This is a genomic window from Sphingomonas sp. (genome assembly GCF_017304635.1).
Lineage (GTDB): Bacteria > Pseudomonadota > Alphaproteobacteria > Sphingomonadales > Sphingomonadaceae > Sphingomonas.
This window is the reverse complement of the sequence record NZ_JAFKMA010000001.1, coordinates 412,876-427,477: the sequence shown is the minus strand read 5'-3', so window position 1 is coordinate 427,477 and position 14,602 is coordinate 412,876. Positions and strand designations below refer to the sequence as shown.

The window sequence follows — 14,602 nt, the reverse complement described above, 5'->3', positions numbered from 1 at the left end:
CCATGCAAGGTCGCCGCACACACGATAATCCGTTCGACCTGAACAAGGCTTCGGATTTCTCCGATAAAGAGATCGCCGAGCTATGGGTCGATCTCGCAGATTCCCCAGGAGGCCTCCTGGGCATTCTCAAACCGACATTGCGGATGCCGATGCTTCTGCTGGGCGGAAAGGGTAGCGGAAAAACACACCTCATGCGCTATATCTCGGCGCCGGTCCAAGCCATGCGTCGTGGCGGCGATCTTCGCCGAGCCATCGAAGAAGATGGCTTCATGGGTGTCTATGTACGAGCCGACGGGCTCAATATCGACAAGTTCGCCGGCAAAGGTCACACTGATGAATTCTGGACACCGATCTACGGCACCTATTTTGAGCTTTGGCTGGCGACGAGCCTGATTGGTATCCTGCGGGATTATGTCGATGAAGGCCTTGAAGGTTTCGATGAGCAGGCCTTCGCAAGCCAGGTTGGAGAATTGTTCGACCTCGACATGTCCGGCGAGTTCGATTCGATCGAGACTATGCTCGCCTATCTCACGCGCGCGAGAAAGGGTATCGATTATGCGGTGAATAACGCGTCGCTATCTGGGACGCTGGACGATGTACGCATCACCTTCTCGACGGGCCGCCTGGTGTTCGGCATTCCGGCGCTAATGACCCAGCTGGTGCCGGGATTGGGCGGGATCCTGATCGTCTATCTGATCGACGAGTTAGAGAATTTTTCCGCCGGTCAGCAACGCTACCTAAATTCATTGATCCGCTATCGTTGGGGCAATGCGACGATCAAGCTCGGCGCGCGGCTCTACGGCATCAAGACCTATGATACGCTGGGCTCGGGCGAGCCCATAAAGCGCGATGCGGAGTACGAACGGGTAGAGCTGGACAATCTACTGCGCGAAAGACGCAAGGATTATGAGCATCTTGTGACGAAGCTCGTTGCGAAGCGACTCGAGAGCTTAAGTCCAGGCGCCGAAGGCGATGCAGTCATTGCGCGACAGTTTGCGCAGTTGGATAGCCGCGACTATTGGCGGGCCGCTACAGAGGATCTCGTCTCAGGATCCGATCCGAGCCGGCTGCGCCCCTATCTCCAGCGGCTCAAAAGCGACCTTCTTAGAATACGCGGCATCACACCCGAAGTGGCAGACGATATTCTCGCAGAGATGGAGATCCCCGAGAATTTCTATCTCGAGAAAGCCGCCGTCTTCTATTTCCGTAAGCGCAGACCACGCACCTCAGATGAAGCCGTCGAGTTGGCGCAACGCGCCGCTGCGCAGGCTCGCGCTTTGCTCAACGGTCGGCGAGAGGATGCCCGCGAACTCTCACAGCTCATCGCGCATTTCGACTCCGATATTCTGGCACAGCTGTATCGCGACTTCAGGAAACGCGTGCCTTATAGCGGCTTCAACACATTGGTCGATCTGTCCCAAGGCATTCCTCGTAACCTCCTCACCAATCTCAAATATATCTACCGCCGTTCCCAGTTCGCCGGCGAGAAGCCTTTCGCGGGCGGCATAATCTCAATTCGATCTCAAACCGAGGGTGTCCGCGACGGCGCCGCATGGTTTTGGGAGGATGCTCAGCCCGACAGCGATGGGATGCTCGTAAGGGAGGCTGTGGAAAGCTTGGCAATTCTATTCCGGACGGTACGGTTTAGTAACGTGCCTTCGGAATGTGATCTTTGTACCTTCAGTGTGGCCAGCGACTCCCTGACGCCGAACAGCCGCAAAGTCCTCATGATTTCGGAGAACTGGTCTTATCTGATCCGCCTCAAGGAGCCGCGAAGAAATAAGAACAATCGCAATCTCGATCTGAAATATCAACTTGGCCCGATGCTGGCGCCAAAATGGGAGATTTCCGAGCATCGGCGCGGCAGCATGGAACTCGGCACCGAATTCGCAAATGCCATCTTCGATCCTGATCTCAGGGACCGGCTGCCCGCCCTCTTTAAGCAGCGCGTGGAGGCGATGATCGCGCCGTTGGGCAGCGCCGATACCCGGCTGGCCGGAGAATTGTTCGACCAATGACAGCCATCGCAGATATGGTCGCGGCACTGCTTGACGCGAAGCTGCCGCTCGAGCGCGCGCAGCGCGACTGGGATCTCGTCATCTCGGCCTACAATGAGAGCGCGCGAGTCCAGAAGGTCTTCGAAAAGCTTACCGCCCGCCGGAATGCCTGGTGGGTGATTCCCGAATATGGCTACAGGCCAGATGAGATTTCCCATCTGTCCAATGCCCATCTGCTTGATGCCGGGACCGAAGCAGAGGTCGTCATCCAGGGGATGGAGGCGTGCGGCTATGATCCTGAGACGGATCGCCGACTATGTGTTGACATCACCGGCCTCATGAGACCGCAAATCCTCTACCTAATGGCCTGGCTTCGCTCAAAGGGAGTTCGGGAATATGATCTCCTCTATACTGAACCCGAACAATATGCGCGAAAAGCGGATACGCGCTTTTCAATGGGCGAGGATGTCCAAGTGCGGTCGGTTTCGGGCTATATCGGTGCGCATGACAATGACATGTCGGGCGACATACTCATCTTGGGTGTCGGTTATGACCATCACCTCATCTCCCATGTTCTGCGGGTGAAGGAGAGCGCACGGCCCGTCCAGCTTCACAGTTTTCCCTCACTCAGCGCCGACATGTACCATGAGAGCCTACTCCGGCTGGACCGCATCTGGTCTGAGCGGCCGAGAGCAGCTGGCGATGATTTCTACACGAGCGCCAACGACCCCTATGTCGTAGCCGGGTCGCTGCTCGATGCGCTTGGCGGCCTAAATGGGCAGCGCAAGCTCACAAACTTGTATCTGGCGCCGCTCGCTACCAAACCCCAGGCAGTAGGATTTGGCCTCTTCTATCTGCGCAATCTGGTGGGCGATGCTGCAAGCATCATCTTTCCTAACTGCAGTAGCTATCACCGTGAAACCACGAAAGGCGTCGGGCGCTCCTGGATCTATCCCATCGTCATCTGATGAAAACGCTCGCATCCAAACGACCTCACTTGCACATAGCACGGACGCAGAAGACCTGGTTTCAGAATATCAGCAGGTCGAGATTGCCAGCGCGATCAGCAAAGGCGTTGCATGAAACACGGCCCCCTCAAGTAAACGTCTCCTCCGATAGGATCGACGTTTACCGCCGGCACGTAATACTCAATCCGACGCCATTCATTCGCACCAGGTCACCCGCCCACAACGAAGCCAGAAATGGGACCGGCAGCCAGTCCGCCGCCATACGGACGGTGACAGGCTGGGGCGATCGAGTTGATCGAGCGTCAAGGACCAACGCGGCCTGACCTCGGGCAAGAGCATGAGTTCGATCGTCTCCCCGCACCCGCAGGGGCAACGCAAGCCGACGCTCCAATCCTCCTGATCATGGCGCGCAACCACCAGGTCACGGCGCGGCAGCATCGCCGGCAGCGTATCCCCTTCAATGATCTGCAATCGGCGACGGGGAAGCAGCCGCTCTTTGGTGTTCCGCCACCAGCGTCGCAGGTTCATCGAGCCCCCGCCGACTTCAGCGCTGCAAGGGCAGGCAGCCCCAAGAGAGGTTCGAGGGCGCCCCGGCCGAGAATCGGATTCGCTCCAACTTCGAAATCGTCCTCGGCGAAATGCTCTTCGTCGCACGCGGCCAGGCTGAACCGCGTGCGCGCATAACCACGGTTCGGTTCGAGCCGGAACGGATAGGCGCGCAGGATGAACTCGTTCATGCAGGCTGAAGCGGCCCGCATATTTAGGGTGATCACTGCCGGTGCCTCTTCGATTGCGCCCTTGATATAGCCGGCTTCAAGCTCCTGTGCATGAGCATCGGGCGCGACCCGCCGGAGATATTCGGCGCGCAAGGATTCAGGGGTGTAGACTTTGCGATCACCGAGCGTGGCGCCACCGGGCTGGACGTAGTCGATACGCCCAACTGCATCAGCGATTGCGAATCCATCTCCAGCCCGCCGGACGGGAATGACAACGCCGACATCGAACAGCGGCATGAGGAATGCAGCGGCTATGAGATCAGCGATATGCCGGGCTTCCAGCGTATCGACGCAACAGAATAAAATGTCGCCCTGGCTGGCCGCGAGCACGGCTTCGCGCGTGTTGATCGACGCGGTGATCGGCTTGGCGACGTCTGCGCCTCGATAAGCCGTGATGGCCCCAGCGAACGCGTCGACCTTGAGGCGCCCCGCTTCGGCATCGGCGATTGAAGTGTTCAGGATACGGTTGAGGTTCTTGCGTTCGATCTTGTCGAAATCGATCAGTGTCACCGCGCCGAAGCCGAGACGTGCTGCTTGCTCGGCCTGGATCGAACCAGTGCCCGACACGCCGACGAAAATCGCGTGCAACCTTCGCAACTCAGCCGACATCCCGCCGGTAAAGGCGACGGGCCGGACGGCAGGGGCAATCAGCGCTTTGTCATCCAACCACCAGAAATGGATATCGTCCCCCGCGCTGGTGACGAGGTCAATCGGGCGGATCATCATATCCGGTTCGTAGAGCCGCGCCCGGACGGCGCCGTTCGGCGTCATGACCGCCGAACCATGCCTGTCGCCATAAGCTTGGAACAGGCACGGGATAGTGGCGCGGTCGCTTTGATCGTCGACATCCGAAAAGGCGAACAAGCCGCCAGGATGAGAGTGCAGGAGGATGATCGCGAGCCCCTCCGCCTCGCCGCGGTCGATCGCCTGTTCGATATAATAGCCGGGCCAGCTGATCGCATCGCGCTCGCGCCGCCCGCACGCTGCATGGGGCACCGGGATGACCTCCCGCACCAGTAGCCTCAAGCGCGGCCCGGGCGTGCAGGCGCAGAGCAGGATGGCGGCGGCCTCGCGGCCGTCGCCGGGAAAAAGGTGGGATTTCAGTTCACGGTGCACGACACCGGTGAAGGCAAGGGTCGAGGCGGGCATCATTCCCCGACCTCCTTCACCAACGCCGCCTCGACGAGCCCGAGCTGGGTAATAACATTGTCCGTCACGGGGTTCCAAGGTGCGGCCGGCCCACGATATCGCGACCAGCCGTGGAACTCTACGCCGAGCAGGATGCCACGGAGCTGTGTGCTCGCGATCTCCCGGTTCGAAGAGAGCGCCAGCGGCGGATAGGCATAGAAGCCGTAGATCGCGGCGCCTGGATAGCCAGACGGGATTTCGAGGGCGAGCATGGTGTGCGCCACCGTATAGCCGCCAGGCACCGCAAAGTTCCGGATCAGTAGCCAGCGGCGACCGCCTTCGACGATCGTTTCCCACTTGAGCGCGAGGCGATCGAGATAAGCGGTGTCGATATCGAGCAGCGCAAAGTCGCGGCGAGGCGCCGGGGGCGCCTCGCCGTTATCGACATTCTTGGGCGTTAGCCTGAGCTTCTCGATCCCCGGCGTCTCGAGGTCGAGGATAGTGTCAAGATCGACCTCCCGCTTCACTTCCCCAACGACCTTGAAGAAGATGTACCAGGGTTTGGTGGTATCGAACCCGGCCTGCTCCATCGCCGCGCGAACTGCGATCGTCGGCGTGGGCACGTCGATCACGACGCCATGCACGTTGAGCTTCCAGATCGCCTTGCGCGTGATGAACGACTCGATGCCATCGCGATCGAGATCGACCAAGTCATGGTCGCCGATCGGCCGATCAGGATGATCGATCCGCTCGAGATAGATCGCCTTCTCGCGCGGCACAGCGCCAAGCTTGCGGAGCAGGCCGCCACTGATGATGCGGCACGGCCAGTCGTATCGCTGACCGTCGATCGTCAGGAAATAGAGACGATCGCTTGCGACGATGACGAAGCGCCCGTCCTGATGGCGAAGCTCGACCACCTCCTCCGGACGGATCGACTCGAGCGCACCGTCCGCGAGCATCTGGAGCACCACGGCGCCGTCTGGCGGCTTGAAGCCTGCCGCGCGGGCAAGCTGCTCGCCGGTCGGCGTCAAATCATCGATGGAAATGGAACGAAAGGCCAGCGATTCGTCGGCGACCTCGATGCGGTAACGGTCTTCTCCGCGGCGGAGCGCGGCCTCTGCAATATCGGACATCAATATGCCTCCAGGGCGTTGCCGGCTCCTTTGCCGGTTCCGCTAATATCGCCGAGCATTGCTAAGAACGTCAAGCATAAACTTAGCATCGCTTGACATATTTAGCGGTCTTGGCTAGGAGTCATGTGTCGGATTCTGCGTCCGACTTTCAGCAAGGAGGCCAGATGAGTGATGAAGCAGACACAAATGCGGGGAGGCCGGAGGGACTGGGCCGATATCTCAAAAGTGTTCGGCTTGGTCTCGATCTCTCACTCAGGGACGTCGAGGAAGCGACGGGAAAGGAAGTCAGCAACGCCTATTTAAGCCAGCTTGAGACCGGCAAGATCAATAAGCCCTCGCCGCACATTTTGTATGCCCTGTCGACGGCTTTAACCGTGCCCTATGAGACTTTGATGGAGCGTGCGGGATATATCGCGCCCAACAGTGACCGTGCGGAGGGTGCAAAGCATGGGAAGGCCGCAACCTTCTCGATCGAAAATCTTAGTGCCGACGAGGAGCAAGCGTTAATGGACCATCTCGCGTATATCCGGTGGCAGCGTAATAAATGACGCGTCGGCCAGACGATTGCAGCCTGACCCCCGGTCAGCTGGCGAAGGTCCGAACTGAAGCCGAGCGCGCGCTACGCGAAGCAGGCGCGCTCGGCGTCCTCCCAACGCCGATCAAAGACATCCTGGCCGTGGCCAAGGTAGAAGAGGTCAAAGAGGACGTTCTTAACGAGGGCTTCCTCACAAAGATGCGCATGAAAGCGGGCGATGCGCTCAAGCGCGCGCTGTCGAAGGTCATAGGGCTGTTCGACGCGGCCGCCGGTCTGATCTTTCTCGACCAACTTCTAATGCCGGTGAAGAAGCGCTTTGTTACCCTCCACGAAGCCGGCCACGGTTTCCTGCCATGGCAGAGGGTCATGTACAAGCTCGTGGAGGATTGTGACAAAGCGCTCGATCCTGAGGCGGCTGAACTGTTCGATCGCGAGGCAAATGTTTTCGCTTCGGAAGTGCTATTCCAGAATGACACCTTTCATCACATGGCGGCAGATCTCAAGTTTGAGATTTGGACACCGATCCGCCTCGCTAAGCAATTCGATGCTTCACTCTATTCTTGCATCCGTCAGTATGTGTCGAAAAATGAACGCTGTTGCGTAGTGTTGGTGCTCAATCCACCTGAGTTAATCGAGGGCGATGGCTTTCGCGCCACGCTCCGCCGCGTCATTGCATCAAGCAGTTTCCTCTCCACCTTTGGTGAGTGTGCTTGGGCATCGATTTATACCCCCGACGACCAGTTTGGCCGCCTCATCCCGTTGGCCGGGCGTAAATCGTCGGGTAAGCGAGAGGTGGTATTGATCGATCGAAATGGCGATCGTCATGAATGTATCGCCGAATCGTTCACCCAGACCCACCAAGTCTTCATCTTGGTTCATGCGTTGAGGAAAGCTCGGCAGACGACGCTCCTATTATCTGCAGCTTAACCAAAATCTTTTTGGCGCCCACATGGAGAAGTTGGATCGATTTCGACATGCGTGGCTAGATCAATATGGGTCACGCGCGATGGCTTCGGTGATCATTTCGTCCATTTCGGTCTCTGTTTCCTCCATCTTATCGAGTAATCGCTCGAATAGCGTGGAGGTTGAATCGATCGCACGAACCAGCGTGTCGAGATTCACGCTGCCGATCCTCTCGAATTGTCTCTGGTCCCGCTTGTCGAGTGCGTAACGAAAAGCGTCTGCCCGCCCGTCTAGCTCGATCAATTCGGTGATCAGGGAACAATGTTCTTCAGTCGGCTGACACCCGAAATTATCGAAAACCTTGCCGGCCTCCTGCCAAAGTGCATCAAGATCGTGGCCGAATTTCCTATCGACAAGCTCGATGGCGAACGCACCAGCCGCAGCGAGAATGTCCTTCAAGGCTAGCTCGACATAATGGCGAAAGAGGAAGAGCACGGGCATCGCCGAGGCATTGGCTCCGCGCCGTCCGCGCAAATCGGCAGCCGTATCCTGCGCGCAGGCGAGATAGCCGACGCGATAATAGGCGCGCGCACCATCACCCGAGATCAGCGGGACTATAGCGGGATCTCGACCAAACGGCGACCGATCGTAGTCGACGATCTTCGATAGGGGTCTTGCGCGCTCGTTCATGCGACGATGTCCATTTGCCGTGAGAGGAAATGTAGCAAGCACGAGGTTTCGGCCGCACGGCATAAAAAGTAAGGGCCAGGAACGTCACGGTATCAACGGACAGCTTAGGACAACAGCCAATCTTTTCAATCGCTTAGCCGCCGATACCGTCAACGAGGTTTCCGGCATCAACAATAGAATATTGTCTTATTTTTCAACATGTTAATGGAGATTTCAATACCGTCAGGCCCATTATGGGGTGACGGTACTGGTAAATTCAAGGAGACAGGCGCTCCGCGATACCGTCAGCAATACCGTCAAAACGCGCCGCTTGATTTCGGAGAATGCGGGCTCGCTTCTCATATATATCAGAGGCTTATGCCCAATTGACAATGTGGAGTGGATTGTTCGCGGCAATTACATAAATCATTGAAACCTAACGATAATTACCAGGTCCTCATTCCCACTCGATCGTCCCCGGCGGCTTCGACGTATAGTCGTAGGTCACGCGGTTGATCCCGCGCACTTCGTTGATGATCCGCGTCGCCACGCGCGATAGGAACTCGCCGCTGAAATGGTAGGCGTCCGCCGTCATCCCGTCGACCGAGGTCACCGCGCGCAACGCCAGCACGCTGTCATAGGTGCGGCCGTCGCCCATCACGCCGACGCTCTTGACCGGCAGCAGCACCGCGAACGCCTGCCAGATCGCATCGTACAGCCCGGCGTTGCGAATTTCCTCGAGGTAGATCGCATCGGCCTTGCGCAGGATGTCGCAACGCTCCTTGGTCACCTCGCCCGGGATGCGGATCGCCAGACCCGGCCCGGGAAAGGGATGACGGCCGACGAAGATGTCCGGCAGGCCGAGCTCGCGACCAAGCGCGCGGACCTCGTCCTTGAACAGTTCGCGCAGCGGCTCGACGAGTTGCATGTTCATCCGCTCGGGCAGGCCGCCGACATTGTGGTGGCTCTTGATCGTCACCGACGGACCGCCGGTGAACGACACGCTCTCGATCACGTCGGGATACAGCGTGCCCTGCGCCAGGAAGCCGGCGCCGCCGATCTTATTCGCCTCGGCCTCGAACACGTCGATGAAGGTCTTGCCGATGAACTTGCGCTTGGCCTCGGGGTCGGTGACGCCGGCGAGACCGCTCAGGAACAGCGTCTCGGCGTTCACGTGGACGAGCGGGATGTTGTAGTGATTGCGGAACAGCGAGACGACCTGGTCCGCCTCCCCGGCCCGCATCAGCCCGTGATCGACGAACACGCAGGTCAGCTGGTGGCCGATCGCCTCATGGATCAGGACGGCCGCGACCGCTGAATCGACCCCACCCGACAGGCCGCAAATGACCTTGCCGTCGCCGACCTGCGCCCGGATCTCGGCGATCTTGGCGGCGCGGAACTCGGCCATCGACCAGTCGCCCTTCAGCCCGCAGACGTGCCGCGCGAAATTGGCGATCAGCCGGGCGCCATCGGGAGTGTGGGCCACTTCCGGGTGGAACTGCATCGCGTAATAGCGACGTGCGTCGTCGGCGATCACCGCGAACGGCGCACCGGGGCTGGCGGCGACGGGGCGGAAGCCGGGCGCGAGCGCCGTCACCTTGTCGCCGTGGCTCATCCACACCTGATGCGTTTCGCCTTCGCGCCACAGCCCGTCGAACAGGACGCAGCCGTCATCGACCTCGATGAACGCCCGCCCGAACTCGCCGCTGTCGCCCAGCTCCACCGTACCGCCGAGCTGGTGCATCAGCGCCTGCTGGCCGTAGCAGATGCCCATGATCGGAAGGCCGCTGTCGAGGATCGGTTGCGGGATGCGCGGGCTGTCGGGGTCGAGCACGCTTGCCGGGCTGCCGGACAGGATGACCCCGCGCGGCCGCATCCGCTCGAACGCCGCCTCGGCCGCCTGGAACGGGGCGATCTCCGAATAGACTCCCGCCTCGCGCACGCGTCGCGCGATGAGCTGAGTCACCTGACTGCCGAAATCGACGATGAGGATCGAATCGCCAAAAGTGGCCGGGGTCTGGGTCATGGCGTCCGATAGCGAGCAGGCGGGCGTCGCGCCAGTTTTGCGAGCGGCGTCGCGCTAGAAATCGCTTCACAAAACTGCAATGATTATGTCATCATTCTGTAACATCGCGGAACAGCGCGAGGTGAAGGAGACAAGAGGATGATGAAGCTGGCGATTTTCGCGACGGCCGTCGCGACGATGACGACCATGGCATCGGCGGATACCGGCAGGACGATGCGCGTCGCCACCGACATCCAGTCGAACGAGACGATCGTCCGCGTCGCGCCGCGCGACGGCGGGGCCTATATCGAGCTCGCCCAGGCGTATCGCAGCGCCGGTCGTACGACCGATGCCGCCACCGCCTATCGCGCCGCGCTCGCGCGCGACAACGAGATGATGATGACCCCGACCGGCGACGCAGTCTGGTCGCACGACATCGCTCGCCGCGCGCTCGTCAGGTTGCCGCAGATGGCGGCGCGCTGATCGTTCGACCGATATTTTTCGAGGGCGTCGCGCCTAGAAGCACGACGCCTTCCATGACGATCAGTTGACCGGCTTGACCGTCATGCCGGTCCATTTGGCGATGAACGCGAAGTCGTTGGCGGTCTCGTCGATGATCTTGTCCGTCGGCTTGCCAGAGCCGTGCCCGGCGCGCGTCTCGATCCGCACCAGATGCGGTTTCGGTCCCAGATCGAGCGATTGCAGCATCGCCGTATATTTGAACGTATGCCCCGGCACGACGCGATCGTCGGTGTCCGCCGTCGCCGCCAGGATCGCCGGATAGGCCTGCCCCCCGCGGATATTGTGGTACGGCGAATATTTGTACAGCACGCGGAAGTCGGCCTCTTTCGACGGATAGCCGTAATCGTCGACCCAGTAGCGCCCCGCGGTGAAGCGGTCGAAGCGCAGCATGTCCATCACCCCGACCTGCGGCAGCGCGGCGGCGAACAGGTCCGGCCGCTGGTTGACGACCGCCCCGATCAACAGGCCGCCGTTCGATCCGCCCTGGATCGCCAGCTGATCCTTGCCGGTATAGCCGTGCGCCTTGAGATACTCGCCGGCGGCGATGAAGTCGTCGAACACGTTCTGCTTGTTCGCCAGCCGTCCGCCGTCGTGCCACTGCTTGCCATATTCGCCGCCGCCGCGAATGTTGGCGACGGCATAGACGCCGCCTTGCTCCAGCCAGGCGATCCGCGTCGCCGAAAAGGCCGGCGCCATCGTGATGTTGAACCCACCATAGGCATAGAGCAACGTCGGTGCTGGGCCGCTTGTCCCCTTCTTGCGGACGATGAACATCGGCACGCGGGTGCCGTCCTTCGACGTGTAGAAGACCTGGCTGACCGTGAAGCTCGACGGATCGAATGCGACCTTCGGCTGTGCCCACACCGCCGCCTGGCCGGTCCGCACGTCGTAGCGGTAGATCGTGGTCGGCGTGTTGTAGCTCGTGAAGCTGTAGAATGTCTCGGGATCGTCGATCTCGCCGCCGAACCCGCCGACCGACCCGATCCCCGGCAACGTCACCTTGCCGTCGGGCTTGCCGTCCAGACCATAGCGCCGCACCTCGCTCTTCACGTCGACGAGATAGGTCGCGATCAGCTTGCCGCCGACGATGCCGGCACCGTCGAGCACGGCCTTGTCCTGCGGGACCACCTCGACGATCGGCACCTCGGCCGACCTGGCGTAGAGATTGGTCGACACCACGCGCAGCCGCGGCGCGTCCTTGTTGGTTACCCAATAGAAATTGCCACCGACATTGCCGGCCAGGCTCCACTGGTTCTCCAGCCCCTTGAAGATCGTGCGCGGCACCGGCTTCGGCGTGGTCAGGTCGATGACCGTGATCTCGTAGCGATTGTCGGTGCCTTCGGTCGTCGTCACGACCAGCCACTTGCCGTCGTCGGTCACCTGCACGCCGTGCCCGCGCTTGGGCTGGTCGGGCGTCGCGTAGATCAGAGGATCCGCCGATTGCGGCGTGCCGAGCTTGTGGAAATAGACCGCCTGGTTTTCGTTCAGCGACTGGAATTTCTTGCCCTCGGGCGGCGCCGGAAAGCGCGAATAGTAAAAGCCCGAACCGTCCTTTGCCCAGGCCAGGCCGGAGAACTTCACCCACTCGACATCGTCGTCGAGCACGCGGCCGGTGTCGACATCGAGCACCTTGACCGTGCGCCAGTCGGTGCCGCCATCCTGGATCGTATAGACGACGCGCTTACCATCCTCGCTCGGCACCCACTCGCCGAGCGCGGTCGCACCGTCCTTCGACCAGCCATTGGGGTCGATCAGCACGCGGCCCGGCCCGTTCACGCTGTCGCGCACGAACAGCACCGCCTGGTTCTGCAACCCCGAATTGTGGGTGTAGAAATACCGCCCGCCCTTCTTGTACGGCGTGCCGAAGCGCTCGTAATTGATGAGTTGGGTCAGCCGCGCCTTGAAGATGTCGTGCCCGGGAAGCGTCGCGAGATAGGCGTCGGTCAGCTTGTTTTCGGCCGCGACCCACGCCGCGACCTTGGGATCGGTGCGGACGTCGTTCTCCAACCAGCGATAGGGATCGGCGACCTTGACGCCGAATTGCTCGTCGACGGTCGTGCCGCGGTCGGTGGTGGGATAGGTAACGGTCATCGGGCTCGTCTGGGCAAAGGTGGGCGCGGCGACCGCGATCAGGGCGACAGGCAGGGTCAGCGGCAGGATTGGGCGCATCGACGAACTCCGGGCAAGGAAAAGGAACGCTGTCCTTGCCTAGCATTCCCGCCGCGCCGTTCAACCGCCAGCAAGGGCGAAACCGATACGGACCCGTTCCGGCCGCGATGCGTTGTGGCTCGACCATTCAAGGAGAAGATCATGTATCGCGTGCTTCCTATCGCCCTCGTCGCCCTTTCCGCGATCGCCGCGCCGCTCGCGCCGGCGAATGCGCAGACCGCATCGGAGCAGCGTCGCATGGACGATGCCCAGCGCCGCTACGACAACGAAACCGCGCTGTATCAGCGCGAGCGCGCCTATTACGACCAGGCCGTGCGCCGCGACCAGCGCAGCGGTTACTATAACCAGAGCTACAACGCCCCGCCGCCGGCATACAATCCCGCCTACGACACGCGTTATGCGACGGATTATGACGCCTCGCGTTATTATCGCGACGATCCCCGCTATCAGGAGCGGGTGCTGACCTCGAACGACCAGGTCTATCGCGGGTCGGACGGTCGCTACTACTGCAAGCGTTCGGACGGCACGACCGGCCTCATCATCGGTGCCGCCGCCGGCGGTATTCTGGGCAACGTCGTCTATGGCGGCCGCAACCGGATCGGCGGGACGCTGATCGGCGGCGCGCTGGGTGCGTTGCTCGGCAAGAAGGCCGAGCAGTCGAACGACCAGTATCGGTGCCGCTGAGCGGCACCGGATTAGCGTGAGCTAATCCGGAGACCGCGAAGCGCGGCCGGCGGGGCGGGTCAGCCCGCCCCGACCGACGGCGCGGGATTTACTCCCGCGCCACCGTTGGAAAGAAAGGGCCGCGCTTCCATCCGGGAAGCGCGGCCCTTTTTCCGTTACCGATGGCAGTTCACATTGCGCCCGTGGTTGCGACAGCGGACCACCTTGACCGGGTGCCGGCGCTTGAGATTGATGCTCGGTCGGAATGCCTTGTGGCAAAGGACGCGATGGCCGCGATAATAGGTGCGGCAGACCTTGGCTTCGGCCGGCAGCCCGATGGCCGTCATGGCCGCTGCAGCGACAATCAACGCGATCCGGTTCATCAACTCTCTCCGCGACGGAGCATCCGTCGGGTCCAGTCTAGTCCTGTGACGACGAGGCGCTATCGAAAAAAGGGCCGCGCTTCCGATTGGAAACGCGGCCTTTTTTCTGTGACCCGCCGCGGCGAAGCCGCGTCGTCGGACCTCGCTATCGCGAGGCCGGCCGGGGTCGGCGATCAATCGGGAACCAGCTTCGCTACTTCCCGACGCCGACCTCAGGCCGCCTCGTCGAAATCCTCGTCGGTTATCACCGGACCTGAATCCTGGCCCTTGGCGCTGACGTCGCGATCGACGAACTCGATGATCGCCATCGGCGAGGCGTCCGACGCGCGGATGCCGGCCTTGATGATGCGCGTGTAGCCGCCGTTGCGGCTCGCGTAACGCGTGCCGATCGTCTCGAACAGCTTCACCAGCTGCGCATCGTCGAGCAGGCGGGCATGCGCGAGGCGACGGTTCGACAGCCCGCCCTTCTTCGCCAGCGTGACCAGCTTCTCGACATACGGGCGAAGCTCCTTCGCCTTGGCGAGGGTCGTGGTGATCTGCTCGTGCTTGATGAGCGCGGCCGCCATGTTGCGGAACAGCGCGGCGCGGTGCGCCGACGTACGCTGAAGCTTGCGACCGCCAACCTTGTGACGCATTTTCGTTTCCTTCGTTCGTCAGGGGGCCGTGTGAGGTACCCCGGGCCTGGTGACGCTTGAGGTGGTCACCAACACCTATCTCGCAGGCCCGACGCGGGAGTAAATCCCGCGTCGTC

The 14,602-nt window shown here is 61.1% G+C and carries 14 protein-coding genes; 6 read left to right on the top strand and 8 right to left on the bottom strand.

Annotated elements, in window-relative coordinates:
- Positions 1–2: 2 nt before the first annotated feature.
- Together J0I47_RS02110 and J0I47_RS02105 are read left to right on the top strand one after the other, a co-directional pair.
- Positions 3–2,018 carry a hypothetical protein gene (locus J0I47_RS02110; RefSeq protein ID WP_294044786.1) on the top strand — a complete coding sequence of 672 codons (2,016 nt, stop codon included), beginning with the start codon at positions 3–5 and terminating at the stop codon, positions 2,016–2,018.
- Entirely contained in the window at positions 2,015–2,965 is a 951-nt protein-coding gene (locus J0I47_RS02105; protein ID WP_294044785.1) for a hypothetical protein, read from the top strand. The genes J0I47_RS02110 and J0I47_RS02105 overlap by 4 nt, the downstream gene beginning before the upstream one ends.
- Before the next feature lie 195 nt (positions 2,966–3,160).
- Here the strand turns inward: J0I47_RS02105 and J0I47_RS15750 are convergent, their stop codons facing one another.
- The 3 genes from J0I47_RS15750 to J0I47_RS02095 form a co-directional block, all read right to left on the bottom strand.
- On the bottom strand, positions 3,161–3,403 hold the full coding sequence (locus tag J0I47_RS15750; protein WP_366809845.1) for a DUF6527 family protein: 243 nt from the start codon (positions 3,401–3,403) through the stop codon (positions 3,161–3,163).
- An 86-nt stretch (positions 3,404–3,489) separates the two neighbouring features.
- On the bottom strand, positions 3,490–4,893 hold the full coding sequence (locus J0I47_RS02100) for a ThiF family adenylyltransferase (RefSeq protein WP_294044784.1): 1,404 nt from the start codon (positions 4,891–4,893) through the stop codon (positions 3,490–3,492).
- Positions 4,890–6,002, bottom strand: coding sequence for a multiubiquitin domain-containing protein (locus J0I47_RS02095; protein ID WP_294044783.1), 1,113 nt, complete (start codon positions 6,000–6,002; stop codon positions 4,890–4,892). The genes J0I47_RS02100 and J0I47_RS02095 overlap by 4 nt, the downstream gene beginning before the upstream one ends.
- A 164-nt stretch (positions 6,003–6,166) precedes the next feature.
- On the opposite strand from J0I47_RS02095, the gene J0I47_RS02090 reads away from it, so the two are divergent.
- Together J0I47_RS02090 and J0I47_RS02085 are read left to right on the top strand one after the other, a co-directional pair.
- Positions 6,167–6,550 carry a helix-turn-helix transcriptional regulator gene (locus J0I47_RS02090; protein ID WP_294044782.1) on the top strand — a complete coding sequence of 128 codons (384 nt, stop codon included), beginning with the start codon at positions 6,167–6,169 and terminating at the stop codon, positions 6,548–6,550.
- A complete protein-coding gene (locus J0I47_RS02085) occupies positions 6,547–7,464 on the top strand; it encodes an ImmA/IrrE family metallo-endopeptidase (RefSeq protein ID WP_294044781.1) in 918 nt (305 codons plus the stop codon). The genes J0I47_RS02090 and J0I47_RS02085 overlap by 4 nt, the downstream gene beginning before the upstream one ends.
- 60 nt (positions 7,465–7,524) lie before the next feature.
- On the opposite strand, the gene J0I47_RS02080 is transcribed toward J0I47_RS02085, so the two are convergent.
- On the bottom strand, positions 7,525–8,130 hold the full coding sequence (locus J0I47_RS02080; protein WP_294044780.1) for a hypothetical protein: 606 nt from the start codon (positions 8,128–8,130) through the stop codon (positions 7,525–7,527).
- Between the two features lie 436 nt (positions 8,131–8,566).
- Positions 8,567–10,135, bottom strand: coding sequence for a glutamine-hydrolyzing GMP synthase (guaA, locus tag J0I47_RS02075; protein WP_294044779.1), 1,569 nt, complete (start codon positions 10,133–10,135; stop codon positions 8,567–8,569).
- A 138-nt stretch (positions 10,136–10,273) separates the two neighbouring features.
- On the opposite strand from guaA, the gene J0I47_RS02070 reads away from it, so the two are divergent.
- On the top strand, positions 10,274–10,597 hold the full coding sequence (locus J0I47_RS02070) for a hypothetical protein (RefSeq protein ID WP_294044778.1): 324 nt from the start codon (positions 10,274–10,276) through the stop codon (positions 10,595–10,597).
- Between the two features lie 60 nt (positions 10,598–10,657).
- Here J0I47_RS02070 and J0I47_RS02065 read toward each other — a convergent pair whose 3' ends face one another.
- A complete protein-coding gene (locus J0I47_RS02065; RefSeq protein WP_294044777.1) occupies positions 10,658–12,805 on the bottom strand; it encodes a prolyl oligopeptidase family serine peptidase in 2,148 nt (715 codons plus the stop codon).
- 141 nt (positions 12,806–12,946) lie between these two features.
- On the opposite strand from J0I47_RS02065, the gene J0I47_RS02060 reads away from it, so the two are divergent.
- A complete protein-coding gene (locus J0I47_RS02060) occupies positions 12,947–13,489 on the top strand; it encodes a glycine zipper 2TM domain-containing protein (protein WP_294044776.1) in 543 nt (180 codons plus the stop codon).
- Positions 13,490–13,644: 155 nt separating this feature from the next.
- On the opposite strand, the gene J0I47_RS02055 is transcribed toward J0I47_RS02060, so the two are convergent.
- Both J0I47_RS02055 and rplQ read right to left on the bottom strand, forming a co-directional pair.
- Positions 13,645–13,851: a hypothetical protein gene (locus J0I47_RS02055; protein ID WP_294044775.1), complete on the bottom strand. Its 207-nt coding sequence runs from the start codon at positions 13,849–13,851 to the stop codon at positions 13,645–13,647.
- A gap of 212 nt (positions 13,852–14,063) precedes the next feature.
- Positions 14,064–14,486: a 50S ribosomal protein L17 gene (rplQ, locus tag J0I47_RS02050; RefSeq protein ID WP_294044774.1), complete on the bottom strand. Its 423-nt coding sequence runs from the start codon at positions 14,484–14,486 to the stop codon at positions 14,064–14,066.
- Positions 14,487–14,602: the final 116 nt, after the last annotated feature.